Origin of the sequence: Allosphingosinicella sp. (genome assembly GCF_035626655.1) — a bacterium.
GTDB lineage: Bacteria > Pseudomonadota > Alphaproteobacteria > Sphingomonadales > Sphingomonadaceae > Allosphingosinicella.
The window spans coordinates 24,024-47,192 of record NZ_DASPNF010000008.1 but is presented as its reverse complement, the minus strand read 5'-3'; the positions used below and the strand labels follow the sequence as shown (position 1 = coordinate 47,192).

Annotated in this window: 26 protein-coding genes; 7 read left to right on the top strand and 19 right to left on the bottom strand. The window is 68.8% G+C overall.

Annotated features, from left to right (window positions below):
• Positions 1-16 precede the first annotated feature (16 nt).
• Positions 17-643 carry a TlpA family protein disulfide reductase gene (locus VEC11_RS07270; protein WP_464129974.1) on the top strand — a complete coding sequence of 209 codons (627 nt, stop codon included), beginning with the start codon at positions 17-19 and terminating at the stop codon, positions 641-643.
• Positions 643-927, top strand: a complete 285-nt coding sequence (locus tag VEC11_RS07265; RefSeq protein ID WP_464129973.1) for an ASCH domain-containing protein — start codon at positions 643-645, stop codon at positions 925-927. The genes VEC11_RS07270 and VEC11_RS07265 overlap by 1 nt, the downstream gene beginning before the upstream one ends.
• Positions 928-1,082: 155 nt before the next feature.
• On the opposite strand, the gene VEC11_RS07260 is transcribed toward VEC11_RS07265, so the two are convergent.
• Together VEC11_RS07260 and VEC11_RS07255 are read right to left on the bottom strand one after the other, a co-directional pair.
• The gene (locus tag VEC11_RS07260) at positions 1,083-2,027 is read right to left on the bottom strand and encodes a DMT family transporter (RefSeq protein WP_464129972.1); all 945 of its coding nucleotides are present in this window, start codon (positions 2,025-2,027) and stop codon (positions 1,083-1,085) included.
• A gap of 102 nt (positions 2,028-2,129) precedes the next feature.
• Complete coding sequence (locus VEC11_RS07255) at positions 2,130-3,179, bottom strand: S41 family peptidase (RefSeq protein ID WP_464129971.1); 1,050 nt, start codon at positions 3,177-3,179, stop codon at positions 2,130-2,132.
• Between the two features lie 81 nt (positions 3,180-3,260).
• Between VEC11_RS07255 and VEC11_RS07250 the strand changes: the two genes are divergently transcribed.
• Complete coding sequence (locus VEC11_RS07250) at positions 3,261-3,761, top strand: MarR family winged helix-turn-helix transcriptional regulator (RefSeq protein WP_464129970.1); 501 nt, start codon at positions 3,261-3,263, stop codon at positions 3,759-3,761.
• Here the strand turns inward: VEC11_RS07250 and dapD are convergent.
• The 13 genes from dapD to VEC11_RS07185 form a co-directional block, all read right to left on the bottom strand.
• Complete coding sequence (gene dapD, locus VEC11_RS07245; RefSeq protein ID WP_464129969.1) at positions 3,739-4,560, bottom strand: 2,3,4,5-tetrahydropyridine-2,6-dicarboxylate N-succinyltransferase; 822 nt, start codon at positions 4,558-4,560, stop codon at positions 3,739-3,741. The two genes, VEC11_RS07250 and dapD, sit on opposite strands and share 23 nt — an antisense overlap.
• Positions 4,557-5,240, bottom strand: coding sequence for a pyrimidine 5'-nucleotidase (locus VEC11_RS07240; protein ID WP_464129968.1), 684 nt, complete (start codon positions 5,238-5,240; stop codon positions 4,557-4,559). The genes dapD and VEC11_RS07240 overlap by 4 nt, the downstream gene beginning before the upstream one ends.
• Positions 5,241-5,306: 66 nt before the next feature.
• Entirely contained in the window at positions 5,307-6,284 is a 978-nt protein-coding gene (locus VEC11_RS07235) for a DUF4424 domain-containing protein (RefSeq protein WP_464129967.1), read from the bottom strand.
• Between the two features lie 11 nt (positions 6,285-6,295).
• Entirely contained in the window at positions 6,296-7,300 is a 1,005-nt protein-coding gene (locus VEC11_RS07230; protein ID WP_464129966.1) for a DUF4424 domain-containing protein, read from the bottom strand.
• A gap of 69 nt (positions 7,301-7,369) precedes the next feature.
• Entirely contained in the window at positions 7,370-7,648 is a 279-nt protein-coding gene (locus tag VEC11_RS07225) for a hypothetical protein (protein ID WP_464129965.1), read from the bottom strand.
• 66 nt (positions 7,649-7,714) lie between these two features.
• Positions 7,715-8,074: a HesB/IscA family protein gene (locus VEC11_RS07220; protein WP_464129964.1), complete on the bottom strand. Its 360-nt coding sequence runs from the start codon at positions 8,072-8,074 to the stop codon at positions 7,715-7,717.
• On the bottom strand, positions 8,071-8,532 hold the full coding sequence (locus VEC11_RS07215; protein ID WP_464129963.1) for an SUF system Fe-S cluster assembly protein: 462 nt from the start codon (positions 8,530-8,532) through the stop codon (positions 8,071-8,073). The genes VEC11_RS07220 and VEC11_RS07215 overlap by 4 nt, the downstream gene beginning before the upstream one ends.
• 10 nt (positions 8,533-8,542) lie before the next feature.
• A complete protein-coding gene (locus tag VEC11_RS07210; protein ID WP_464129962.1) occupies positions 8,543-9,757 on the bottom strand; it encodes a cysteine desulfurase in 1,215 nt (404 codons plus the stop codon).
• Positions 9,745-10,806: a SufB/SufD family protein gene (locus VEC11_RS07205; protein WP_464129961.1), complete on the bottom strand. Its 1,062-nt coding sequence runs from the start codon at positions 10,804-10,806 to the stop codon at positions 9,745-9,747. Before VEC11_RS07205 ends, VEC11_RS07210 begins: the two co-directional genes overlap by 13 nt.
• Positions 10,803-11,639 carry a Fe-S cluster assembly ATPase SufC gene (gene sufC, locus VEC11_RS07200; protein WP_464129960.1) on the bottom strand — a complete coding sequence of 279 codons (837 nt, stop codon included), beginning with the start codon at positions 11,637-11,639 and terminating at the stop codon, positions 10,803-10,805. The genes VEC11_RS07205 and sufC overlap by 4 nt, the downstream gene beginning before the upstream one ends.
• Before the next feature lie 13 nt (positions 11,640-11,652).
• A complete protein-coding gene (locus tag VEC11_RS07195) occupies positions 11,653-12,048 on the bottom strand; it encodes a hypothetical protein (RefSeq protein WP_464129959.1) in 396 nt (131 codons plus the stop codon).
• Positions 12,045-13,517: a Fe-S cluster assembly protein SufB gene (sufB, locus tag VEC11_RS07190; protein ID WP_464129958.1), complete on the bottom strand. Its 1,473-nt coding sequence runs from the start codon at positions 13,515-13,517 to the stop codon at positions 12,045-12,047. The genes VEC11_RS07195 and sufB overlap by 4 nt, the downstream gene beginning before the upstream one ends.
• A complete protein-coding gene (locus VEC11_RS07185) occupies positions 13,514-13,927 on the bottom strand; it encodes an RrF2 family transcriptional regulator (protein ID WP_464129957.1) in 414 nt (137 codons plus the stop codon). Before VEC11_RS07185 ends, sufB begins: the two co-directional genes overlap by 4 nt.
• Positions 13,928-14,095: 168 nt before the next feature.
• Here VEC11_RS07185 and VEC11_RS07180 point away from each other — a divergent pair, with 168 nt between their 5' ends.
• Entirely contained in the window at positions 14,096-15,181 is a 1,086-nt protein-coding gene (locus tag VEC11_RS07180; RefSeq protein ID WP_464129956.1) for a quinone-dependent dihydroorotate dehydrogenase, read from the top strand.
• Here VEC11_RS07180 and VEC11_RS07175 read toward each other — a convergent pair.
• Positions 15,178-16,893 (bottom strand): gamma-glutamyltransferase family protein, encoded by a 1,716-nt coding sequence (locus VEC11_RS07175; protein ID WP_464129955.1) that lies wholly within the window; start codon positions 16,891-16,893, stop codon positions 15,178-15,180. The two genes, VEC11_RS07180 and VEC11_RS07175, sit on opposite strands and share 4 nt — an antisense overlap.
• 147 nt (positions 16,894-17,040) lie before the next feature.
• Between VEC11_RS07175 and VEC11_RS07170 the strand changes: the two genes are divergently transcribed.
• Complete coding sequence (locus VEC11_RS07170; protein WP_464129954.1) at positions 17,041-18,831, top strand: AMP-dependent synthetase/ligase; 1,791 nt, start codon at positions 17,041-17,043, stop codon at positions 18,829-18,831.
• Positions 18,832-18,924: 93 nt separating this feature from the next.
• Here the strand turns inward: VEC11_RS07170 and gloB are convergent, their stop codons facing one another.
• From gloB to VEC11_RS07155, 3 genes are read right to left on the bottom strand one after another with little or no spacing between them, the layout of a single operon-like run.
• Positions 18,925-19,650: a hydroxyacylglutathione hydrolase gene (gene gloB / locus VEC11_RS07165; RefSeq protein ID WP_464129953.1), complete on the bottom strand. Its 726-nt coding sequence runs from the start codon at positions 19,648-19,650 to the stop codon at positions 18,925-18,927.
• Positions 19,651-19,660: 10 nt separating this feature from the next.
• On the bottom strand, positions 19,661-20,701 hold the full coding sequence (locus VEC11_RS07160) for an NAD(P)H-dependent flavin oxidoreductase (protein WP_464129952.1): 1,041 nt from the start codon (positions 20,699-20,701) through the stop codon (positions 19,661-19,663).
• Positions 20,698-21,111: a VOC family protein gene (locus VEC11_RS07155; RefSeq protein WP_464129951.1), complete on the bottom strand. Its 414-nt coding sequence runs from the start codon at positions 21,109-21,111 to the stop codon at positions 20,698-20,700. The genes VEC11_RS07160 and VEC11_RS07155 overlap by 4 nt, the downstream gene beginning before the upstream one ends.
• 125 nt (positions 21,112-21,236) lie before the next feature.
• Between VEC11_RS07155 and VEC11_RS07150 the strand changes: the two genes are divergently transcribed.
• Positions 21,237-22,328 carry a lysozyme inhibitor LprI family protein gene (locus tag VEC11_RS07150; protein WP_464129950.1) on the top strand — a complete coding sequence of 364 codons (1,092 nt, stop codon included), beginning with the start codon at positions 21,237-21,239 and terminating at the stop codon, positions 22,326-22,328.
• 96 nt (positions 22,329-22,424) lie between these two features.
• Positions 22,425-23,168 carry an SIMPL domain-containing protein gene (locus VEC11_RS07145; protein WP_464129949.1) on the top strand — a complete coding sequence of 248 codons (744 nt, stop codon included), beginning with the start codon at positions 22,425-22,427 and terminating at the stop codon, positions 23,166-23,168.
• Position 23,169 lies beyond the last annotated feature (1 nt).

Genomic DNA, 23,169 nt, shown 5'->3' with positions numbered 1-23,169 from the left:
CTGATCCTTGCGGCGCGTGATCTTCATTCTCCCGGGCCTGGCCTTGGCCTTCCTGCTGGCCGGATGCGATAGGCAAAACCCCCCGGCCCCGCAAGGCAATGGCGCCAATGCGGCGGCCGAGGCCGCCCCCGCCGCGCCGGCGGGCGCGTCCGCGGCGGGCAATGAATCCGCCGCTGCGCAATATCCGACGGGACGGCTCGACCGCAGCCGTGGCGGCACGCCCGCGCCGAACGCCGCCTTCCAGCGGCCGGACGGCGGCCAGGTGCGGCTTTCGGCCTTCCGCGGCCGGCCCCTGCTGGTCAATCTCTGGGCGACCTGGTGCGGACCCTGCATCGTCGAGATGCCGTCGCTCGACCGGCTCGCCGCGGCGCAGCCGGACGACGGCCTGCAGGTCATCGCGATCAGCCAGGATTCGACCGACGGCCGCCGCAAGGTCACCGACTTCTTCGCGGCGCGGCGCCTCCCCAATTTGCAGCCCTATCTGGATGCCGAGATGGGGCTGATGTTCGCGGTCGGCGCCGACACCTTGCCGACCACCATCCTCTACGACAGCCAGGGCCGGGAGGTGTGGCGCATGGTCGGCATGGCCGAGTGGCAGAGCGAGCGCATCGCCCGGCTGCTGCTGGAGGCGGACGCGGGCTGATGCAGTTCACCAGGCGTCTGCGCCAGGGAGTGAAGGACGGGTCGATCACCTGCTCCGTCCGCATCTGGCAGCGGCCGCACGTGAAGGCCGGCGGGATCTATCCGATGGAGGAGGGCCATATTCTCGTCGAATCCGTCCGCGAGATCGCGCTCGGGGACGTCAATGGCGACCTCGCCCGCCGCTCCGGCTTCTTGGGCGTCGTCGACCTGCTCAAGGTCGCGAAACATGGCAGTGGCGAGAAGGTTTACCTCGTCGAGTTCGAATATCTCCCGCCCGACGCCTGAGCCTTCCAATGTAGGATTTCGCGTGAGAGACTTCGTCCGCTCTTTCTCATTGGCGGGGCAATCGGGACCAGCGCCGAGGCCGGCGATCCGGGCCCGCTCTTGTGTAGGACTATCGTGTCAGCTTTGTCAGGTTCCGGCGTGTCGACTTCCGCAGGTCAGCCCGGTTGCGACCCGCGCAGGGGAGCCGCCCGCCGCCGGAACAGCCGCCCGTCGATCGCCGCCAGCCCGGCCGCGATCAGCGCCATCCCGACAAAGCTGCGCGCTTCCAGCCGCTCGCCGAGGAAGAGCGCGCCGAGCAGGATGGCCGTGACCGGGATCAGGAAGGTGACGAGCAGCGAATTGGTCGCGCCGGCCGAGGCGAGCAGGCGGAAATAGAGGATGTAGGCCAGGCTCGTGCAGAACAGGGCGAGCCCGGCGAGCGCGAGCCAGGCGCCGGCCGAGGGCGCCGCCGCCAGCCAGGGCGGCTCGAACAGCAGGACCAGCGGCAGCATGACGAGCGCGGCCGCGCTGAGCTGGCCGGTGGCGACCGCGGTCGGCTCGATCCCCATGCGGCGGAAACGGCGCGCCCAGACGCCCGCGAGCGCGTAGCACAGGGTGGCGGCGAGACAGGCGAGCTGCGCCCAGACGCCGCTGCCGAGCTCGCCGAGGAAATCCGTCCCGATCAGGACCGCCACGCCGGCAAAGCCGAGCAGGACGCCCGCGATCTTGCCCGGCGTCGCCTTCTCGTCGGCGGTGAACAGATGCGCGACCAGCACGCCCCAGATCGGCGTGGTCGCGTTGAGGATCGAGGCGAGGCCGCTGGTGATCGCCTGCTGCGCCCAGACGAACATCACGAACGGGATGGCATTGTTGAGCAGGGCGAGGACCAGATAGGCCGAGGCCGCGCCCGGCGGCATGGGCAGACGCTGCCCGCGCCACCAGAGGAAGGCCCAGAGCATGGCCGCCGCGAGCGCGACCCGGATCAGCACGATGGTGAGCGGCCGCACGCTCTCCAGCGCGATCTCGATGAAGAAGAAGGAGCCGCCCCAGATGACCGAGAGGAAGAGCAGGATCGCCCAATCCTCCCGCCCCATCGCCTGCCCTGCGCCGTTGCTGCTCATGAGGACGGCTCTAGCGGCTTCTCCTCGCAGCGCGTCACAAAAGCTGCGGTCAAAGCGATAAGCTGGGCTTGTGATACGCGGTCGCGGAACGGGCGGCGAGGGTCAGCGGGCGGGATTCGCCATCGCCCGGCGCAGGGCCGCGCGCCTCCGCTCGTCGGTGGTGGCCGAGAGCAGGCGCTGCAGGGCCTCGCGATGCGCCGTCGCCAGTCCCTGCTCGGAAGTGGCCGCGATGTCGGGGCGCACGCCGACGCCTTCCCAGCTCGTTTCGTTTACCGGGCTGGAAACGTGAACGTCGGGGACGAAGGCGCGAAAGCCGTGACCGATATCCAGATAGTCGCCGGCATTGCCTGCACCCGCGGTCGTTTCTCCGATCACGACCGCCCGGCCCTGCTGCTGCAGCGCAAAGGCGAAGGCCTCGGCCGCGGAAATGGTGCGATTGCTGGTGAGCACGAAGATGTCGGCAATCGGAATCCGGTCTCCCGGGATGCTCGGAAGGGTCATGTCGTAGCTGGTCTGCGGGTTACGGTCGCGGCGGAAGGTCCGGCTGAGCCGGGTCGGCTCGACGAAGAAATAGCTGGCGAGGAAGCGCACCATGTCGCCGGTGCCGCCACCATTCTCGCGCAGGTCGATGATGATCGCGTCGCAGTGCCTGAGGAACGCCATTGCAGCGGCGGCGGTCGATGCGGCCAGCTCGGGCGGCGGAAAGGAATCGAGACGCAGATAGCCGACATTGCCCGGCAACCGCTCGACGCGGACGAAGTCATAATTGCGGCGGCGGAGCGGCTCGATCCACGACAGCCGCTCGGCCCGGCTCGGCGGACCCGCGGTCGCGGTCGTGGACGTCGCCGGGCGCGGCGGCAGGATTTCGAGGTGGCGGTCGGCCTGGACGGTGCGGATCGCGGCAGTCAGCGCTGCGGCAAAGGCCTGGGGCTGGTCGATCCGGTCGAATGCGCCCCGTCCCGCCTCGCGCCGCAAGTGCGCGGCAATGGCGGCGCCGCGATCGGCGAAGACGTAGAAGTCGGCATAAGCGGTCGCCGCCGCCCCGGCGATCTCCCGTTTCTGCTGCGCGGTGAGCGACTGTGCCCCGGCCGGGGCTGCGAGCCCGAGGCAGAGGAACAGAAACAGGCTTCGCAGGACCTGGACTTCAGGCATCGTTCCTCCTTTATGTAAATCTTTACGTAAATCCTTTCTCTTGTCAATGGGCGTCGCGGGGCTCAGAAATCGGAAATGAGAATGCGCGACCCGGCCGCCGATTATGTTCGCTCGCTCGGCCTGCCTTTTCTCGCCCACCTGCTGCGCCGATTGTCGGATCGCCTGGTCGCCGAAGCGGGTGCCTTCGAGGCCGAACGGGGTGTTCGCGCGCCGCCCCGGACGGCCTCCACGATGCTGTTGCTGAACGACCGAGGGCCGCAAAGCGTGACCGCGATTGCCGCCTCGCTGCAGCAATCCCATCCGCTCGTGATCGACTGGATCAGGCAGCTGCACCGGCTTGGTCTCGTTACGAAATCTTCGGACCCAGAAGATCGGCGCCGCTCCCTGGTGGCGCTTACCGAGGCAGGCCGCGCCGAAGCGGGAAGGATGGCCGCATTCTCGGAGGTGATCGGCGAGGCTTATGCGACCCTTCTGGCCGAGGTCGACCCGGACCTGCACGACCGGCTCTGGCAGCTGCACGACCTTGTCGAAGGCGGCAGGCTCGCCGACGCGCTGCGCGCTAGTCCCGCAGCAGCTCGTTGATCCCCGTCTTCGATCGCGTCTGCGCATCGACGCGCTTCACGATCACCGCGCACGCCAGGCTGGGCCCGCCGTCCTTCCCGGGCAAGGTCCCGGGGACGACCACCGAATAAGCCGGCACCCGCCCGTACATCACCTCGCCGGTCGCCCGGTCGACGATCTTCGTCGAGGCGCCGAGGAAGACGCCCATGGAGATGACCGCACCCTCCTCCACGACCACGCCCTCGGCCACTTCGGAGCGGGCGCCGATGAAGCAATTGTCCTCGATGATCACGGGGCCGGCCTGCAGCGGCTCGAGCACGCCCCCGATCCCGGTGCCGCCGGAGATATGGACGTTCCTGCCGATCTGCGCGCAGCTGCCGACCGTCGCCCAGGTGTCGACCATCGTGCCCTCGCCGACCCAGGCGCCGATATTGACGAAGCTCGGCATCAGCACCGCATTGCGGCCGATGAAGGAGCCGCGGCGCACGATCGCGCCCGGGACGGCGCGGAAGCCGGCGGCGCGGAAGGCGTCGTCTCCCCAGCCCGAGAATTTGGACGGCACCTTGTCGAACCAGAAGCTCCCGCCCGGGCCGGGCATCAGGATGTTGTCGTTCAGGCGGAAGGAGAGCAGGACCGCCTTCTTCAGCCACTGGTTGACCGTCCAGCCGCCGGCGCCCTTCTCGGCGACCCGCGCCTCCCCCGCATCGAGCAGCCGCAGCGCTTCCTCCACGGCGTCGCGCACCTCGCCGGCCGTCCCCGTGCCGAGCCCCTCCCGCGCCTCCCAGGCAGCGTCGATTGCATGCTGCAGCTGCCCCGTCATGCGATTCTCTCCCCCAGCATCTCGTGCAGCCAGCCCGCAATCGAATCGGTGCGGTGATCCACCCATTCGGGCAGCTCGGCCGGCGTCGCCTGCGGCCCCTGCTCCGAGCCATTGTCGATCCAGAGCGTGGTCATGCCGATCTCCCTGGCCGGCTTCAGATTGCGGACCATGTCGTCCGCGAACAGGGCGCGGTGCGGATCGATGCCGTGCGCCGCGCAGATCGCGGCATAGCCCGCCGGATCGGGCTTCGGCACATAGTTCATCGCGTGGATGTCGTGCAGGCCGTCAAAGGCGTTGGCGAGGCCGAGCCGGTCGAGCACGCGCCGCGCATAATCCTCGCCGGCATTGGTGAAGATGAACTTCCGCCCCGGCAAGGCGTCCATCGCCGCGACCAGCTGCGGGTCGGCGGTGACGCGGGCGAGGTCGATGTCGTGGACGAAATCGAGGAAATGGCCCGGCTCTACGCCATGGTCGGCCATCAGCCCGGCGAGGGTCGTGCCGTGGGCGTGGAAATAATCCTTCTGCACCTTGCGCGCCGCGACGCTGTCGAGGCCGAGCAGCTCCTCCACATATTGGCCGATCCGCCGGTCGACGAGCTCGAACAGATTGCAGCTGTGCGGATAGAGGCTGTTGTCGAGATCGAAGATCCAGGCGTCGATACGGGCGAGACCGGCGTGCATGCCGTCGCCCCTAGCCGAGGCGCGGCCCGACGGCAAAGCGGCTTATTCGCCCCACGGCGAAGCCGCTTACTGATTCGTGTCGTTCGGCGTGGCGATCAGGATGTGGAGGTCGCGCGTCGGCCGCCAGTTGCGCCGGCGGATCTCGAATTGCGTCGGCGAGATCCAGCGCACGCCTTCGCCGCAGAAGCTGATGAGCGCGCGCGGGTTGAGCTTGTCGACCACCAGCCGGAAGCGGCCGATGGGCGAGCGCCAGTTGCCGCCGGTGGTGAGGATGTAGCTCAGATTCTGCTGGGTCAGGACGATGCCGTTTCCTTCGCGCGCGGACATCCGGTCGAGCGCGGCGAGGAAGGCGCGGTCGGTGCAGTGGCGGCGCTGCTCGGCGCGCCCTTCCGGCGAATTGCGGAAATCGGGCGAGGCGAGCGCGACCGTCACCGAGCCGCCGGTGCCCGGACTGTAGCTGTGCTGGACCCTGAGGTCGCGGCCGGCCGGGAAGACCTGCTCCCAATAATAGGTCTCCTTGACCGTCCACATCGGGTGCAGGCCGGCGTCATTGCCGATCAGGCCCATTTCGGCCAGCCGCTGGCGGTCGGCGGGGCGAAGGCGGCGGATGGCCTCGATCAGCACGTCGCTCGCCGGATCGCTGGTCTGCACCGGAATGCCGAGGCCGGTGAGCATGGCGGTATGATCGACCCCGTTCAGCATGGCGCGCCGCTCGACCTGCATGGTCACCGGCCGGCCGTCGACGAGGGTGCGGAAGTCGCCCGGATAATTGGTGTCACTGTTGTACATCTCGTCGAGGTCGCGGTCGGGCATCGGAAAGGCGACAATGGTTCGGATCGGCGCCCGCGTGCGGTTGCGGAAGACATAGGCGACGCGCACCTGCTCCGGGGAGACGTAGAGATCCTCCGAGACCATGTCGATCGCGTCGGTCCGGGTGAGGACGAGGCCGCCGGCCGCCTTCTCGGCGGTGCTGTCATTGGCGAGCGAGGCCGTCGCGACCAGGCACAGCACCGCAGACAGGGCAAGCGAGGCTGCGCGCGGCATCGCCAAGCGGCTCAGTTCCGCGGGACGGAGACGATCAGCACGGCCAGATCCCGGTCCGGCCGCCAGTTGCGGTGGCGGACCTCGAACTGGGTCGGGCTGATCCGCCGCACGCCCTCGCCGCAGAAGCTGACGATGGCATTGGGATCGCCCTTGTCCACCACCAGCCGGAAATCGCCGATCGGCGAGCGCCAGTTGCCCCCGGTGGTCAGGATGTAGCGGAGCCTGCTCTCCATCGGATAGTCGCGCTGCGTCTGCTCGGCCCGCGCGGAGATCCGGTCGAGCGCGGCCAGGAAGGCGGCGTCGGTGCAATATTCGCGTTGATATTGGCGGCCATCGTCGCTGTTGCGGAAATCGCGCGAGGCCAGCGGCACGCCGGCCGTCCCGCCCAGGCCGGGCCGGTAGCGATGCTCGACGCGGAGGTCGCGCCCGGCCGGGAAGACCTGATCCCAATGCCAGGTCTCCTTCACCGTCCAGCGCGGCAGGATCTGCCGCTCGGCATCGCGAAGCGCGTCGGCATCGATCAGGCCGAGCCGGGCCAGCCGCTCCTGCGCCGCCCGCGGCAACTGTCCGATCCGCCGGGCGACCTGGTATGAACGCTCGCCGGCCGGGGGCGCGACCGGGATGCGCAGCCGGGTGAGTTCGGCGGTCCGGTCGACGCCGTCGACCATGGCCCGGCGCTCGACGCTCATCCGCACGGGTCGGCCGTCGACCAGGGTGCGAAAGCCTTCCGGATAGGCGACCTCGCTCTCCATCTCATAGAGCATGTCGCGGTCGGGCATCGGGAAGGCGACGGTGATCCACCGCGCCTGCGGCGCGCGGTTGCGGAACACGTAGCGCACCCGCACCTCGGCCGGCGAGACGTAGAGGTCCTCCGAGACCATGTCGATGTCGTTATTCTGGCGCAGGACGAGCCCGCCCGCCGCCTTCTCCGCGCTGCTGTCATTGGCGACCGCGGCCTGGCCGAGAAGCAGGGATGCGATCAGCGCGCCGGCCGGCGGCAGCAAGGTTCGACTCATGGGCCCACCTCCCCCTTTTCGGGAGAAGGTGCCGGATCGGCCGCGGAATGGAAAGGGCGGCGCGGCAGCCTATTCGCGGAGGATGTTCCCCGGGCGGAAGAGATCGTCGAGCATCTGCTGCGCGCCGCCTTCCTGGTTCTGGAACTGGAGCAGCTGGATCGTGCGCAGCGCGGCGTCGTGGAAGTACCAGCCGATATTCTCGAAATGGCAATTCTCGAAGCGCGGCAGCTGGCCGCCGCCATAACGGAGCTGGGTGGTCTCGAAGCGGCAGTTGATGAAGTGATTGCCGTCCACGTCGACGGGCTCGCGGTAGACGCGGTCGTAAATCTCGTTCCAGGTCTCGGTCATGCGTGCGGGTTCCTTGCTGTCCGCGGCGCTCTGGCGCGGCGGCGCCTGGATGTCAAAGCGGACGGATCAGACGGTGAAGCTCTCGCCGCAGCCGCAGGCGCCCTTGGCGTTCGGGTTCTCGAACACGAAGCCGGCGGCAAAGTCGTCCTCGCGCCAGTCCATGGTCGAGCCGACAAGATAGAGGACGGAGGCGCCGTCGATGTAGAAGGTGCCGCCCGGCGTCTCGATCTTCTCGTCGAACTTTGCCTCCTCGGTCACATAATCGACCGAATAGGCAAGGCCCGAGCAGCCGCGCCGCGGCGTCGAGAGCTTGACCCCGATCGCGCCGGCGGGCGCCCTGCCCATGAGCTCGGCAACGCGCTGCTCAGCGGCCGGCGTCAGCGTGACGGCGGTGGGACGGGCCCGGATTTTGGTCTCGGCACTCATAACATTCCAAGCTCCAGCTTCGCCTCGTCGCTCATCTTCTGCGGATCCCAGGGCGGATCCCAGACCAGTTCCACCTCGGCATCGCCGATCCCGGGCACCGCGCCGACCCGCAGCTCCACCTCGCCCGGCATGGACTCGGCGACGGGGCAATGCGGCGTGGTCAGGGTCATCTGCACCCTGGCGTGATGGTCCGGCGTGATCTGGACGCCGTAGATCAGGCCGAGGTCGTAGATGTTCACCGGGATTTCCGGATCGTAAATCTCCTTCAGCGCCTCGATCACCGCTTCGTAGAGATCGCCGCCCGGCTCGGTGCCGGAGAGCTGCGCCGGCTTTTGCGCGAGGAAGCCTTCGAGATAGTCCTTCTTGCGCGCGAAGGTGTCCGCGTCGGAGACGCGCGCCCTGGGCGGCGGCGTCACCGCCTCCACTTTCTCGGTCGCGATCTTCCGTTCCTCGTTCACCCGAATATCCCTACCCAAAAATGCGCGTGACGCGCTCGATCCCCCGTGCCAGCGCCTCGATGTCGGCCCGGCCGTTATAGACGCCGAAGCTCGCCCGCGCGGTGGCGTCGACGCCGAGATAGTCCATCAGGGGCTGCGCGCAATGATGGCCCGCCCGGATCGCGACCTGCGCCTCGTCCAATATGGTGCCGACATCGTGCGGATGCACCCCCTCGACCGCGAAGCTGACGATGCCGGCGCTGTCCTCCGGCCCGAACAGGCGCACCGAGTTCAGCCCGCGCAGCGCCTCGCGCGCCTCCGCCACCAAAGCCGCCTCATGCGCCGCAATGGCGTCGAGGCCGAGCGCCGCCACATAATCGATCGCCGCATGCAGTCCGATCACACCGACGACATGCGGCGTCCCCGGCTCGAACCGCGCGGGCGGCGGGGCGTAGGTCGTCTTCGCGAAGGTCACCCGGTCGATCATCGCGCCGCCGCCCTGCCAGGGAGGCATGGCGTCAAGCAGGTCGTAGCGCGCCCAGAGCACGCCGATGCCCGTGGGCCCGTAAAGCTTGTGCCCGGAGAAGACGTAGAAGTCGCAATCCAGGTCCTGCACGTCGACGGGCATGCGCGGGACGGCCTGGCAGCCGTCGAGCAGCAGTTTCGCGCCGACCGAATGGGCGATGTCCGCAGCGCGCTTCGCGTCGAGCTTCGAGCCCAGCACGTTCGAGACATGGCCGAGCGCGACCAGTTTGTGCTCGGGCCGGATCATCGCGGCCATGGCGTCAAGGTCGATGCAATGGTCTTCCGTCAGCGGCACGACGTCGACCCCGGCCCCGGCCAGCTGCCAGGGGACGATGTTCGAATGATGCTCGAGCGCGGAGAGCAGGACGCGGTCGCCGGGCTTCAGATTGTCCCGGCCCCAGCTTTGCGCGACCAGGTTGATCCCCTCGGTCGCGCCGCGGACGAAGACGATCTCCTCAGGCCGGGCGGCGTTGATGAAGCTGGCGACCCGCCGCCGCGAGGCCTCGAAGGCCAGGGTCATGTCCGCCGAGCGCTGGTAGACGCCGCGATGCACGGTCGCATAGGTTTCGGCATAGGCTTTGGTGATCGCCTCGATCACCGGCTTCGGCTTCTGCGCGGTGGCGGCGCTGTCCAGATAGGCCCAGCCCTCCGGGATCGCCGGGAAGTCCGGGCGCCAGTCGAGCGGGCGGGTGGCCGCGGCAATGTCCATCAGGCGAACCATCCTTCCGTGTCCCTGTAGAACGCCGCCTTCACCGCCTCCTCCCCGATCCGGTCGAGCGCGTCGGCGACGAAGGCGCGGGTGAGCAGGCCCCTGGCCTCGTCGGGCTCGACGCCCCGGCTTTCGAGATAGAAGAGCGCTTCGCGGTCCAGCTCGCCGACCGTGGCGCCATGCGCGCATTTCACGTCGTCGGCGAAAATCTCCAGCTCCGGCTTGGCGTTGATCACCGCCGACCGGGCGAGCAGCAGGCCCTTCAGGCTCTGCTCGCCGTCCGTCTTCTGCGCGTCGCGGGCGACCTCGACGCGGGCGGCCACCGAGCAGGTGGCCCGGTCGTCAGCGACCGAGCGCCAGATTTGCCGACTCATTCCCTCTGGGACCAGGTGGCGGACGACCAGATTGGCGTCATGCCGCTGGCGATTGCGCGCGAGCAGGGCGCCGGCGGCCTCGGCATAGGCGCCGATGCCTACAAGATCGATCTCGCCGTCGAGCCGCGTGTCACGCCCACCCACGGCAAGGGTCGCCGCGACGAGGCTCGCGCCTTCGCCGAGCGTTGCCTGGTCGGTCAGGCTGACGAAGCCAGTCTCGCCGAGAATGCGGCGGCTCAGCATCAATCTTGCGCCCTTGCCGATGCGGATACCTGTCAGCCGGTTGGTCCAGCCGTCGCCGATATAGGTTTCGACCACGGACGCCTGCGCGCCCTCCGCCAGCACGATCTCGGCCGCGAGATGGTCGGCGGCGCCTGTCGAGACATGGATCACCTGCACCGGGCCTGCGGGCGCATGGTCTGCGCCGAGCCGCAGCGACCAGCCGCTCTTGCCGGCGAGGCGGCCCAGCGGATGACTCGTCTCGATGGCGAGCGCCCGCATGTCGATATCGCCCTCGCGCAGCTGCCCGTCGACGAACAGCAGCCGCGGCCCCGCCCCGCAATCCAGCCAGGGCAGATCGTCCGGCATGGCGCCGGTCGGCGCCGCGTCGGCCAGCGCCGGCAGCGCGGAGAGATCGCTCCAGCGCCAGGCCTCCTCGCGGGGCGACGGGAGCGCGAGCAGGCTCACGCTGCCATCTCTCCATAGCCTTCGCGCTCGAGCTCATGCGCCAGCTCCGCGCCGCCCGAGCGGACAATCCGCCCGCCGGCCAGCACATGGACGAAGTCCGGCCGGACGATGTCGAGCAGGCGCTGGTAATGGGTGATCAGCAGCACCGCCCTGTCGGGTTTGCGCATGATCCGGTTTATGCCCTCGCCGACGACGCGCAGCGCGTCGATGTCGAGGCCGGAATCGGTCTCGTCGAGGATGGCGAGGCGGGGATCGATGATCCCCATCTGCACCATCTCGTTGCGCTTCTTCTCGCCGCCCGAGAAGCCCACATTCACCGCCCGCTTCATCATCTCCATGTCGAGCCCGAGCGCATCGGCCTGCTCGCGCGCAAGGCGCAGGAAATCGCCAGCGGACAATTCCGCCTCGCCCCGCGCCCGGCGCTGCGCGTTGAGCGCGGTGCGCAGGAACTGGACGTTGGAGACGCCGGGAATCTCCACCGGATACTGGAAGCCGAGAAAGATGCCGGCGGCGGCCCTCTCATGCGGGTCGAGCGCTAGGAGATCGATCGGCTCCCCCGTGCTCCGGCGAAGGCCGGAGCGTTGCGCGTCCTCACCCGGCGCCTCCGACCCACCGCTCCGGCCTTCGCCGGAGCACGGAGGCGGCGTGAAGGTCACCGACCCCTCTGTCACCTCATAGCCCGGCCGCCCGGCGAGCACATAGGCAAGCGTCGACTTGCCCGACCCGTTCGGCCCCATGATCGCATGGATCTCGCCCGGACTCAGCGCAAGGCTGATCCCCTTGAGGATCGGCTTGTCCGCGACGTTGGCGTGGAGATTTTCAATGCGGAGCATGCTGTTCTCTTTGCTAGCGGCCGGCATCGCGAGCCAATTCCGCTTGAGTGTCCAAAAGGTCTTCAAAATAAGCGTCGACATATCTGGCTGCTCGCGCCCTGGCCTCCGCTTCGCTTCGGCCGGCGGCGATCTCGTCGCGCACGAACGCGGTCGTGAAGGCTTCAAGCGCTTGCCGATGCCTTGCCTTCAAATCCTCGATGACGGCGGCCAATGCGGACGCATCGAGTGACCCGTAATCGACAGACCTGCCGTTGAGATCGGTGTAGGTCGCTTCCATGAATCTGTCCTCAAGGTCCCGCGTCGCAGCGGTATAGGTCGGTGTCTCTAGGTTGATCGGCGTCACGTCCGGTCCTCCGGTCGGGCTGCTCGAGAGGGCAAGCATCAGCGCGATAGCTGAGAAATTGATCATCCCACGCTCCCCTCGAGGCTGATCCCCAGCAGCTTCTGCGCCTCGACCGCGAATTCCATCGGCAGCTGCTGCAGCACCTCGCGGGCGAAGCCGTTGACGATCAGGGCGACGGCATCCTCCTGCGAGAGGCCGCGGGACATGGCGTAGAAGAGCTGGTCGTCGCTGATCTTCGACGTCGTGGCTTCATGTTCGATCTGGGCGGTCGGGTTGCGGACCTCGATATAGGGCACGGTATGGGCGCCGCATTTGTCGCCCAGCAGCAGGCTGTCGCACTGGGTGAAATTGCGGACATTCTCCGCGCCGCCGTTCACCCGGACCAGCCCGCGATAGGTGTTGTTCGAGCGGCCCGCGGAAATGCCCTTGGAGACGATGGTCGAGCGGCTGCCGGCGCCGATATGGACCATCTTGGTTCCCGTATCGGCCTGCTGCATGTTGTTGGTGAGTGCCACCGAATAGAATTCGCCGACGCTGTCCTCGCCCTTCAGGATGCAGGACGGATATTTCCAGGTGATCGCCGAGCCGGTCTCGACCTGCGTCCAGCTTACCTTGGACCGCGCCCCGGCGCACATCGCGCGCTTGGTCACGAAATTGTAGATGCCGCCCTTCCCCTCGGCATCGCCCGGATACCAGTTCTGGACGGTGCTATATTTCACCTCCGCATCCTCGTGCGCGTAGATCTCGACCACCGCGGCATGGAGCTGGTTCTCGTCGCGCATCGGCGCGGTGCAGCCTTCGAGATAGGAGACGTAGCTGCCCTTGTCGGCGACGATCAGGGTGCGCTCGAACTGGCCGGTATTCTCGGCATTGATCCGGAAATAGGTGCTGAGCTCCATCGGGCAGCGCACGCCCTCCGGCACGTAGACGAAGGTGCCGTCGGAGAAGACCGCGCTGTTGAGGCAGGCGAAGTAGTTATCCCGCTGCGGCACCACGCTGCCTAGATATTTCCGGACCAGCTCGGGATATTCGCGGATCGCCTCGGAGATGGAGAGGAAGAGGACGCCGGCCCGCTTCAGTTCCTCGCGGAAGGTCGTCGCCACCGAGACGCTGTCGAACACCGCGTCGACCGCGACCTTGCGCGCGCCCTCGACGCCGGCGAGCACCTTCTGCTCCTCGATCGGGATGCCGAGCTTTTCGTAAACGCGAAGGATCTCGGGATCGACCTCGTCGAGGCTGCCCAGCTTCGGCTTCTGCTTGGGCTCGGCATAATAATAAGCGTCCTGAAAATCGATCGGCGGGATGTCGAGCTTGGCCCAGGTCACCTCCTCCATGCCGAGCCAGGCGCGATATGCCTTGAGCCGCCATTCGAGCATCCACTCCGGCTCCTGCTTTTTCGCGGAAATGAAGCGGATCGTGTCCTCGTTCAGGCCCTTGGGCGCGAACTCCTGCTCGATTTCGCTCGACCAGCCGAACTCGTATTTGGCCGCGCGTTCGGCGGCTTCGAGCGCTTCCCGGTTCTTTACATCGGTCATGCGCGCGCTCCCGAAGCGAGAGTCGAGAGGCTGACCGCCGCAAGCGCGCCGCGCACCGCGTTGTTCACCGTGCCCATATGCGGGCTGACGTGGCAGCTGCCCTCCAGCGCGCAATCGTGCCGGCCGGTCTCGACGCAGCTGGTCATCGCGATCGGCCCCTCCACCGCCTCGATGATGTCGGCGAGGCTGATCGCGGCCGGCGGCCTGGCCAGCCGGACGCCGCCACCGGTGCCGCGGGAGGATTCGAGCAGGCCGGCGAGCGAGAGGCGGCTGACCAATTTCTGCGCAGTCGGGAGGGGGATGCCGGTCTCGGCCGACAGGGTGGTCGCATTGACCTTGGCCTGCCCGCAATGGCGCGCGGCGGCCGACATCATCACCACGGCATAATCGGCAAGGCTGGACAGGCGCATAGACAGGATTACTCAAATCGGAGCGATTCGTTCCGATTGGGCATGTGGCCTCAAACAGCAAGGGAATCAACCCGTCATGCCGGCACAGGCTGGCAACCAGACGGGCTCAGCATGGACCCCAGCCTTCGCTGGGGTGACGATCAAGAGGAAGGGTGCCATAGCCGCGCCGTGGCGCTCTACCCTCTCTTCCGGCCCCTCGCCTTCGCCCTCGACGCGGAGCGGGCGCATCGCTGGACGGTCGGGATGCTGAAGCGCCTCCCGGCCGGGCACCCGCCCCGGCCCGATCCGGTGCTGGCGATCGACGTGGCGGGCATCCATTTCCCCAATCCGGTCGGGCTCGCCGCCGGTTTCGACAAGGACGCCGAGGTCTTCCGGCAGCTGCTCCGCTTCGGCTTCGGCTTCGTCGAGATCGGCACGCTGACGCCGCGTCCCCAGGCGGGCAATCCCAGGCCCCGGCTGTTCCGCCTCGTCGAGGACGAGGCGGTGATCAACCGCATGGGCTTCAACAATCAGGGCGTGGCGGCGGCCAGGATCCGGCTGACGGCGCCGCGGCGGCGGCTGTTCGAAACCGTGCGGGGGACGATCGACAAATTGCAGTGCCGGCGGCCCGGGATCGTCGGCGTCAATCTCGGCGCGAACAAGGACAGCCTCGACCGAATCGCCGATTATGTCGCCGGCATGAAGGTCATGCTGGGCGTCGCCAATTACCTGACGATCAACATCTCCTCCCCGAACACGCCGGGGCTGCGGGGGCTCCAGGACAAGGGTGCGCTCGATGAGCTGCTCGCCGCGGCCATCGAGACGCGGGGCCGCGATCGGTCGTCCATCTTCCTGAAGGTCGCGCCCGATCTGGAGGCCCGGGCGATCGAGGACATCGCCGCTGTCGCGCTCGGGCGCGGGATCGACGGGCTGATCGTCGGCAATACGACGACCAGCCGGCCGCCGCTGAGATCCCGCCATCGGGACCAGGCCGGCGGCCTCTCGGGCGCGCCGCTGAAGCCGCTCGCGCTGGAGCGGCTGCGCGACTTCCGGAAGGCGACGGGCGGGCAGCTGCCGCTGATCGCCGCCGGCGGCATCGCCAGCGGCATGGACGCCTATGAACGGATCAGGGCCGGGGCGAGCCTGGTCCAGCTCTACAGCGCGCTCGTCTATCGCGGGCCGGGGCTGGCGAAGGCGGTCAACAAGGAACTGAAGCGCCTGCTCGCACAGGACGGTTTCGCCAATGTCGCAGAGGCGGTCGGGACCGCCGCCTAGGGCGCCGGTTCGATCCGGAACACGCCCTCGCGGCGCGGGTCGGCGCCGCCGACCAGACGGCCGTTCACGATCATCACGCCATGCAGGCCTGAATCCTCGCCCTGGCCCGGCCGCAACGCAATGCCCCGCGCGGCGAGCGCCTCGAGCACGCCTGCCGGAAACTTGTCGACCTCGCCGTTGAACACGGCACCGCGTGCGATCAGATTGGGCAGGTCGATCGCCGCCTGCGGCTCCAGCCCCCAGTCGAGCAGCCCGACCAGGGCCTTGCCGACATAAGCGAGGATCGCGCTGCCGCCGGGCGAGCCGATCGCGCCGACGAAGCGCCCACCCTGCAGCAGGATCGCGGGCGTCATGGACGAGCGCGGCCGCTTGCCGGGCGCCACCGCATTGGCGGTCAGCCGCCCCGCCGCGTCGCGCGGCTGGAAGTTGAAGTCGGTCATCTGGTTGTTGAGAAAGAAGCCGTCGACCATCCGCCCCGAGCCGAAGATGGATTCGACCGTCGTCGTCATCGAGACGACGTTCCCCTCGGCGTCGCCGATGACGAAATGGCTGGTTCCGCCCGGCTCCACGGTCGCGTCCATGCCGGCCCTCGGCGCGCCGGGCGGCGTGCCCGGGGCCGGAGGCGGCCCGGCGCGGTCCGGGATCAGGCGCGCGCGCCCAGCGACATAGGCCGGGTCGAGCAGCCCGGCGACGGGCACGCCCGCGAAGGCGGGATCGCCGACATATTGGTCGCGGTCGGCGTACATCAGCCGGCTGGCCTCGGCGAACAGGAACCAGGCGTGGGGATCGGTCGGGGCGCGCGCGGCGATGTCGGTCCGCTCGAGCAGCAGCATGAGCTGAAGCACGGCGACGCCGCTCGACGGCGGCGGCGGCACGCAGATCAGGGTAACACGATAGGTCCGGCAAAGCGCCTGGCGGATGACCGGCCGGTAGCCGGCCAGATCCGCGAGCGTCATCGCGCCCGGCAGCTCGCCCTCATGGACCCGCGCGACGATCCGCGCGGCCGTGGCGCCGCGATAGAGCGCGTCCGGGCCCTCGGCGGCCAGCCGGCGCAGGAAATCGGCATAAGCCGGGTTGCGGAGCGTATCGCCCGGATCGAGCAAGGTACCGTCCGCCTCGGCGAAATAGGCGCGGACGTCGGGGGCGCTGTTCTGCGGGTAGCGGCCGGCGATCATCCGCCCGAGCCGCGGGCTGATGATGAAGCCATTGCGCGCGGTGCGCTCGGCGTCCCCGAACAGCTCCCGCCATGCCAGGCGGCCATGGTCGCCATGGGCGACGGCGAGCATGCGCACAGCCCCGGGTACGCCGGTGGCACGGCCGCTGAGCACCGCCCGGCCGAACGGCAGCGGATGGCCCGCTTCGTCGAGGAACATGCCGGGCGCCGCGCCGGCTGGCGCGGTCTCGCGGCCGTCATACACGGTCACCCGGCGCGACGATCCGTCATAATAGGTCATGAAGGCGCCGCCGCCGATCCCCGAGCTTTGCGGCTCGACCAGGGAGAGCATCGCCTGCACCGCGATTGCGGCGTCGACCGCGCTGCCGCCCCGGCGCAGCACGTTCATCCCGGCCTCGACCGCGAGCGGGTTGGCGGCGGTGACGAAGATCTGCCGCTGCTGCTGCGGCGCCGGCTGCGGGGCAGGCGCTCGCGCGGTGGTGCAGGCGGCGACGGCGAGGCAGGCGATCAGCCACGGGGAACGCAGGCGCAGTCTCATCGGCAAGGCCCTAGCCAATGGCCGGCGCGCCGTCCACGCCCGCGCCGGCAGGCGTAGCAGCGCCTTCCCTTACGGCACTCGATGGTCCATTGAGGGCCGGGCGGCCGCCTGCCGGCCGGGACACGGGCAAACCGTGCAGGGGAGAGAATGCGCCACCTCGAACGATTCGAAAATCTCGTCGCCATGTTCTTCGCCCGGGCGAAGGAGAAGGGCGATGCGCCCTTCCTCTGGGCCAAGAAGCAGGGACAGTGGCAGAGCATGTCCTGGCGCGAGGCGGCGGAGAAGGTCGCCGCGCTTGCCGCCGCGCTGAAGGGCTTCGGCCTGGAGCGGGGCGACCGGGTGATGCTGGTCGGCGAGAACCGGCCGGAATGGCTGATCTCGGACCTCGCGATCATGGCCTCGGGCTGCGTGACCGTGCCGACCTACACGACCAATACCGAGCGCGACCACCAGCATATCCTGGACGACAGCGGCGCCCGCGCGGTGATCGTCTCGACCCAGAAGCTGGCCAAGACCCTGCTGCCGGCCGCGATCCGCTCGAACAGCTGCGAGGCGGTGATCGGGATGGAGCCCCTGCCCGGCGGGCAGACCGGCACCGTCTCCTTCCACGACTGGAGCGCCCTGATCGCCGCGCAGCGGGCGGACGTGGGCGCCTGCGCGGCCGCGGCCGACTTCCAGCGGGGCGACCTCGCCTGCATCATCTACACCTCGGGCACGGGCGGGGCGCCGCGCGGCGTGATGCAGCATCACGGCTCGATCCTGCACAATATCGAGGGCTGCACCGCGCTCATCTCCGAGGATTTCGGCTGGGACGACGAGGTCTTCCTGTCCTTCCTCCCGGCCAGCCACGCCTACGAGCATAGCGGCGGCCAGATGTTCCCGATCGGGCTGGGCGGCCAGATCTATTATTCGGAAGGGCTGGAGAAGCTCGCCTCCAATATCGAGGAGGTCCGCCCGACGATCATGGTCGTGGTGCCGCGCCTGTTCGAGGTGCTTCGCCAGCGCATCCTGAAGCAGGTCGAGAAGCAGGGCGCCTTCGCCAATTATCTGATGCGCCGCAGCCAGAGCATCGGCGCCAAGGCCTATAAGGGCCGGGTGCCGCTCTGGGACAAGCCGATGGACTATTTCCTCAACAGGACGCTGCGGCCCAGGGTCGCGGCCAGGTTCGGCGGGCGGGTCAAGGCCCTGGTCTCGGGCGGGGCGCCGCTCAATCCCGAGGTCGGCATCTTCTTCCAGTCGCTCGGCCTGACCCTGCTGCAGGGCTATGGCCAGACCGAGTCAGGCCCGGTCCTCTCCTGCAACCGGCCGAGCGTCGGCCTGAAGATGGACACGGTCGGCCCGCCTTTGCTGAACACCGAGGTGAAGATCGCCGAGGATGGCGAGATCCTCTGCCGGGGCGAGCTGGTCATGATGGGCTATTGGCGCAACGAGCCGATGACCGAACGGACGATCGTCGACGGCTGGCTGCACACGGGCGATGTCGGCCATATCGACGGCAAGGGCCGGATCGTCATCACCGACCGCAAGAAGGACCTGATCGTCAACGACAAGGGCGACAACGTGGCCCCGGCCAAGGTCGAGGGCATGCTGACCCTGCAGCCCGAGATCGTGCAGGCGATGGTGGTCGGCGACAAGCGCCCGTACATTGTCGGCCTGATCGTGCCCGATTCGGAATGGACCGCCGACTGGTGCGGGCATCATGGCCGCCGGTGCGACTTCTCGGAGCTCGCCCATGATCCCGATTATGTGAAGGCGCTCTCGGTCGCCGTGGACCGGGTCAATGCCGAGCTCAGCGTGATCGAGAAGGTCCGCCGCTTCATCATCGCCGACGAGCCGTTCACGGTGGAGAATGCGCAGCTCACCCCGTCGATCAAGATCCGCCGGCACGTGATCAAGGAGGTCTACGGCGAACGGCTGGACGCGCTCTACAAGCGCTGAGGGATTGTGCTCCGGCGAAGGCCGGAGCGCTGCGTCTCGTACACAGCGGCCAATCACCCGGAGCTCCTGCCTTCGCAGGAGCACGACAAAGCCCTAGAATGCGTCCTTCGCCGCCCTTCGCGCCGCCAGCTCCTCGACCGAGGCGGCGCGCATGAAGGGGTTGGTGTCGCGCTCGAGCGCGATCGTCGTCGGCACGGTCGGGATGCCCCGCGCGCGCAGCGCCTCCACCTCCGCCATCCGCTCGGTCAGCGCGAGATTGTCCGGCTCCACAGTCAGCGCGAAACGGCCATTGGCGAGCGTATATTCGTGCGCGCAATAGACCAGCGTGTCCGGCGGCAGCTTCGCCAGGCGCTGCATGTTGGCGTGCATCTGCGCCGGCGTCCCTTCGAACAGCCGGCCGCAGCCCATGGCGAAGAGCGTGTCGCCGACGAAGATCAGGCCGGCATCGGGCAGGTGATAGGCGATATGCCCGGCGGTATGCGCCGGGACTTCCAGCACGCAGGCCTCATGATCGCCGAGGCAGACGATGTCGCCCTCGGCAACCGCCCGGTCGAGCGTCGGGATCCGCGCCGCCTCCGCCGCCGGCGCGGTGACTTCGCAGCCCGTCGCCGCCTTGATTGCCTGGTTGCCGCCGATGTGATCCGGGTGCCAGTGGGTGTTCCAGATCTGGGTGATCTGCCAGTGGCGCCGCCCGGCCTCGGCGAGCACGGGCTCGGCCACCGCCGGATCGATCACCACCGTCTCGCAACTCTCTGAATCGTGAAGCAGCCAGACATAATTGTCGGAGAGGACCGGGACGCGGGCGACTTCGAGAGGCATGGCGGCCGGATTACGCCTTTCCCGAAAGCAGCGCCAGCGCCTCGCGGCCGAGCCGCTCGGTCAGCGCCTGCGCACCCTCGGCGCTGCCCAGCCGCGCCGCCTGCCCGGCCCAGTGCGGGCGCAGGCCGAGCGGGGCGAGCGCATCGCCGGCGAGCGGGAAAGGCGGCGCCTCCTCGCGGATCGGGCCGAGCGCCTCGGTCAGCGGCGTCGGCAGGCCCCGGGCGAGGCCGCCGCTGTAGAGATTGGTGAAGGCGGTATGCTCCGCCTCCTCGCCGGCGAGACCGGCCCGGTGCGCCGCGCCGACCAGGCTTTCCGGGCAATGGAGCCAGGCCGTGCCGAGCTGCACCGCGGAGGCGCCGAGCATGAACGCAGCCGCGATCCCGCGCGCGTCGCCGATCCCGCCCGCCGCGATCACCGGCACGTCCACGGCATCGACGACCTGCGGCAGCAAGGCCATCAGCCCCATCTGTTCGTCCGGCGGATCGGCGAGGAAGCGCCCGGCATGGCCGCCCGCTTCCCAGCCCTGCGCGATGATCGCATCCACGCCGCGCGCCGCCAGCGCCCGCGCCTCGGCCAGGGTGGTGGCATTGCCGATCAGCCGCGCCCCCGTCCGCCTGACCCGCTCGAGCAGCCGTTCCTCCGGCAGCCCGAAATGGAAGCTGACCAAATCCGGCCGGACCTCCTCGACGACCGCGGCCATCGCCTCGCCGAACGGCCGCCGCACCGGGCCCCGGCCGGACCCGGCCTTGACGCCCGCCGCGTCGTAAAGCGGCTGGAGCAGCGCCTGCCATTCGGCGTCGTCCACCTCGTCCGGCATCTCATGACAGAAGAAATTGAGGTTGAGCGGCCCCTCAGCCTGCGCCCGCACCGCGGCGACTTGGGCCCGCACCTCGTCCGGAGTCAGCATGGCGCAGGGCAGCGAGCCGACCGCCCCGCCCTTCATCGCCGCGACGGCCAGCGCAACCCCGCTCGCGCCCGCCATCGGCGCCTGCACGATCGGCAGCCGCGACCCCGACAGCGCGAGGAAGCGCCGGTCCGGCCAGCCGCTCACCAGTGGCCCGTATTCGGCATGCTGGCCCAGGGCTCGGCCGGCTCGAGCCGGCCGTCCTGCAGCAATTCGATCGAGATATTGTCGGGCGTGCGGACGAAGGCCATGTGGCCGTCGCGCGGCGGGCGGTTGATCGTGTAGCCCGCGTCCAGCAGCCGCTGGCAGCTCTCGTAGATATTCTCCACGCGATAGGCGACATGGCCGAAATTGCGGCCCTCGCCATAGCCCTGCTCGTCCCAATTGTGAGTCAGCTCGATCTGCGCCTGCTCGTCGCCCGGCGCGGCGAGGAAGATGAGCGTGAAGCGGCCCTGCTCGCTGTCCATCCGCCTGAGCTCCCTGAGCCCGATCACCTCGAAGAAGCGGATCGTCTCGGCCGGGTCCGACACGCGGATCATCGTGTGCAGGTAGCGCATTGAAGCCCTTTCAACTCATCGCTATAAATGCACGGTTCATCGGCGCCGTGCTGATGGACTCGCCGCCGGAGAACCAGCGAAGGGGTTCATACATGTCCGACGTGTCGAGGGGCAATCGCATGCGGATGGCAGTGGTCCTGGCCGGGCTCGCGCTGACGGCCGCCTGCCGGCCAGGCGGCTCCGAGCAGAACAATGCCGCCCAGGCCAACCAGGCGGCGGCAGGGCCGACGCGGGTCGCCGGCTTCGACTGGGGCAATCCGGGCGGGGAGCTGGCGCAGGAGACCCGCTATGCCCGTTCGCAGGCCCTGTGCCGCGCGGTGGCCGGCAGCCAGCCGCCTGCCGCCGACCGGCCGGACGCGAACACCGCCCGGTCGCTCGCGGGCTGCGACGCCGAGGCGCTCTATTACGGGATCGGCGTTACGCGCGATCCGGCGCGGGCGCGGCAATGCGCCTTCACCCAGCAGCCGACCGACCAGATGCTCGAGCCCTTTGCCGGCCGGGCGATGCTGATGACGATCTACGCCAATGGCGAGGGCGCGGCGCGCAATCTCGACGTCGCCATCCGCCTCGCCTGCACCCTGGAGGGCGCCGAGCCTGCCGAATATGACCGCAGGGTCATCCATCTCGCCAACCTGCGCGCGCGGGGCTGGCGGGGTAGCAATTTCTCCTATTGCGACGATATCGATCCCGGCCTCGGCACCGGCCTCTGCGCCTCGCACCGGGCGGCGCTCGCCCGGCCGCAGCGCGAGGCTGCGCAGCGCGCCCTGATCGCCCGCTGGTCGCCCGAGCAGCGCGCCGCCTATGAGCCGCTCCGCCGCGCCTTCGAGGAGTTCGTCGCCGCCTCCACGAGCGGCGACCTCGCCCGGAGCGGCTCCTCGCACGCCTCGCTCCGCACCCGGCTGGAGCAGGGCCTGCGCGACCAGTTCGCCGAGATGCTCCAGCGGCTCGAGGACGGCCGCGCGCCAAGCTTTACGGCAGGGCAGTTCCGCACCGAGGACCTGCAGCTCAACCAGGCCTATCGCGCCCGGCTCGCCGACGAGCGGCAATATGACGCGCCGGGCATCTCGCCCGAGTCGATCCAGAATGCGCAGCGTGCCTGGCTGCGCTACCGCGACGCCTTCCTCGCCTTCGCCGCGGCCAAATATCCGCGGGTGACGCGCGACAGCCTCGCCGCCTGGATCACGCAGAACCGCTCGCAGATCATCCCGGGGATCTGAACTCAGTTCATCGTTATAAATGCACGGTTCATCGCCGACATGCGATAGGCGTCTCCGTCCGGCGGCTCGGTTCGCGCGGACGTGGGAGTCTGTGAAATGGCAGAGGACGTCAAAGGGGAAACCAGGGGGAATCGAAGGCTTGTCTTGATCGCGGCCGTCATCTTGGCGGTCGGCATCGTCGCCGGCGGCTATCTGCTCGGCGACGGGCTGAAGCGTGCGCATCTGGCCGACCGCGCCGTCACCATGCGCGGCCTCGCCGAGCGCAATGTCACCGCCGATCTCGCCACCTGGACGATCAGCTTCACCGCCCAGGGGACGGAGCTCGACGCCGTCCGCGCCGAGAGCGACCAGGACGCCGCCACGGTGCTGAACTTCCTGCGCCGGGCGGGCTTTCCCGCGCAGGCAGTGACCGACGGCGGCGGCTCGGTGAACCAGTTCTACGACACCAATCGCGGCGCCAACCAGGTCACGGTCAACCGCCGCATCCAACTCCGGACCAACGACGTGATGCGGGCGCGGCAGGCCTATGCGCGGCAGTTTGAGCTCATCCGCGGCGGCGTCGCCCTCCAGGAAGGCTCGAGCGTGCAGTACAGCTTCACCCAGCTCAACACGGTCAAGCCGGACATGATCGCGCAGGCGACGCAGGATGCCCGCCGCGCCGCCGAGCAATTCGCCCGCGACAGCGGCACGGGCGTCGGCGGCATCCGCTCGGCGACCCAGGGCTATTTCTCGATCGGCGCCCGCGACGGCGACTCGACCGGGGAAGGCGGCGGCGGCGGCGGCGACTCGCCCTTCCAGAAGGTGCGGGTCGTGACGACGATCGAATTCTACCTGAACTGAG

What these genes read in the sequence shown, in the direction of transcription:
- VEC11_RS07265 (WP_464129973.1), top strand. Translation starts at nt 643, where the DNA reads ATGCAGTTCACCAGGCGTCTGCGCCAGGGAGTGAAGGACGGGTCGATC.
- VEC11_RS07260 (WP_464129972.1), bottom strand. Translation starts at nt 2,027, where the DNA reads ATGAGCAGCAACGGCGCAGGGCAGGCGATGGGGCGGGAGGATTGGGCG.
- VEC11_RS07255 (WP_464129971.1), bottom strand. Translation starts at nt 3,179, where the DNA reads ATGCCTGAAGTCCAGGTCCTGCGAAGCCTGTTTCTGTTCCTCTGCCTC.
- VEC11_RS07250 (WP_464129970.1), top strand. Translation starts at nt 3,261, where the DNA reads ATGCGCGACCCGGCCGCCGATTATGTTCGCTCGCTCGGCCTGCCTTTT.
- dapD (WP_464129969.1), bottom strand. Translation starts at nt 4,560, where the DNA reads ATGACGGGGCAGCTGCAGCATGCAATCGACGCTGCCTGGGAGGCGCGG.
- VEC11_RS07240 (WP_464129968.1), bottom strand. Translation starts at nt 5,240, where the DNA reads ATGCACGCCGGTCTCGCCCGTATCGACGCCTGGATCTTCGATCTCGAC.
- VEC11_RS07235 (WP_464129967.1), bottom strand. Translation starts at nt 6,284, where the DNA reads ATGCCGCGCGCAGCCTCGCTTGCCCTGTCTGCGGTGCTGTGCCTGGTC.
- VEC11_RS07230 (WP_464129966.1), bottom strand. Translation starts at nt 7,300, where the DNA reads ATGAGTCGAACCTTGCTGCCGCCGGCCGGCGCGCTGATCGCATCCCTG.
- VEC11_RS07225 (WP_464129965.1), bottom strand. Translation starts at nt 7,648, where the DNA reads ATGACCGAGACCTGGAACGAGATTTACGACCGCGTCTACCGCGAGCCC.
- VEC11_RS07220 (WP_464129964.1), bottom strand. Translation starts at nt 8,074, where the DNA reads ATGAGTGCCGAGACCAAAATCCGGGCCCGTCCCACCGCCGTCACGCTG.
- VEC11_RS07210 (WP_464129962.1), bottom strand. Translation starts at nt 9,757, where the DNA reads ATGGTTCGCCTGATGGACATTGCCGCGGCCACCCGCCCGCTCGACTGG.
- sufC (WP_464129960.1), bottom strand. Translation starts at nt 11,639, where the DNA reads ATGCTCCGCATTGAAAATCTCCACGCCAACGTCGCGGACAAGCCGATC.
- VEC11_RS07195 (WP_464129959.1), bottom strand. Translation starts at nt 12,048, where the DNA reads ATGATCAATTTCTCAGCTATCGCGCTGATGCTTGCCCTCTCGAGCAGC.
- sufB (WP_464129958.1), bottom strand. Translation starts at nt 13,517, where the DNA reads ATGACCGATGTAAAGAACCGGGAAGCGCTCGAAGCCGCCGAACGCGCG.
- VEC11_RS07185 (WP_464129957.1), bottom strand. Translation starts at nt 13,927, where the DNA reads ATGCGCCTGTCCAGCCTTGCCGATTATGCCGTGGTGATGATGTCGGCC.
- VEC11_RS07175 (WP_464129955.1), bottom strand. Translation starts at nt 16,893, where the DNA reads ATGAGACTGCGCCTGCGTTCCCCGTGGCTGATCGCCTGCCTCGCCGTC.
- VEC11_RS07170 (WP_464129954.1), top strand. Translation starts at nt 17,041, where the DNA reads ATGCGCCACCTCGAACGATTCGAAAATCTCGTCGCCATGTTCTTCGCC.
- gloB (WP_464129953.1), bottom strand. Translation starts at nt 19,650, where the DNA reads ATGCCTCTCGAAGTCGCCCGCGTCCCGGTCCTCTCCGACAATTATGTC.
- VEC11_RS07155 (WP_464129951.1), bottom strand. Translation starts at nt 21,111, where the DNA reads ATGCGCTACCTGCACACGATGATCCGCGTGTCGGACCCGGCCGAGACG.
- VEC11_RS07150 (WP_464129950.1), top strand. Translation starts at nt 21,237, where the DNA reads ATGGCAGTGGTCCTGGCCGGGCTCGCGCTGACGGCCGCCTGCCGGCCA.
- VEC11_RS07145 (WP_464129949.1), top strand. Translation starts at nt 22,425, where the DNA reads ATGGCAGAGGACGTCAAAGGGGAAACCAGGGGGAATCGAAGGCTTGTC.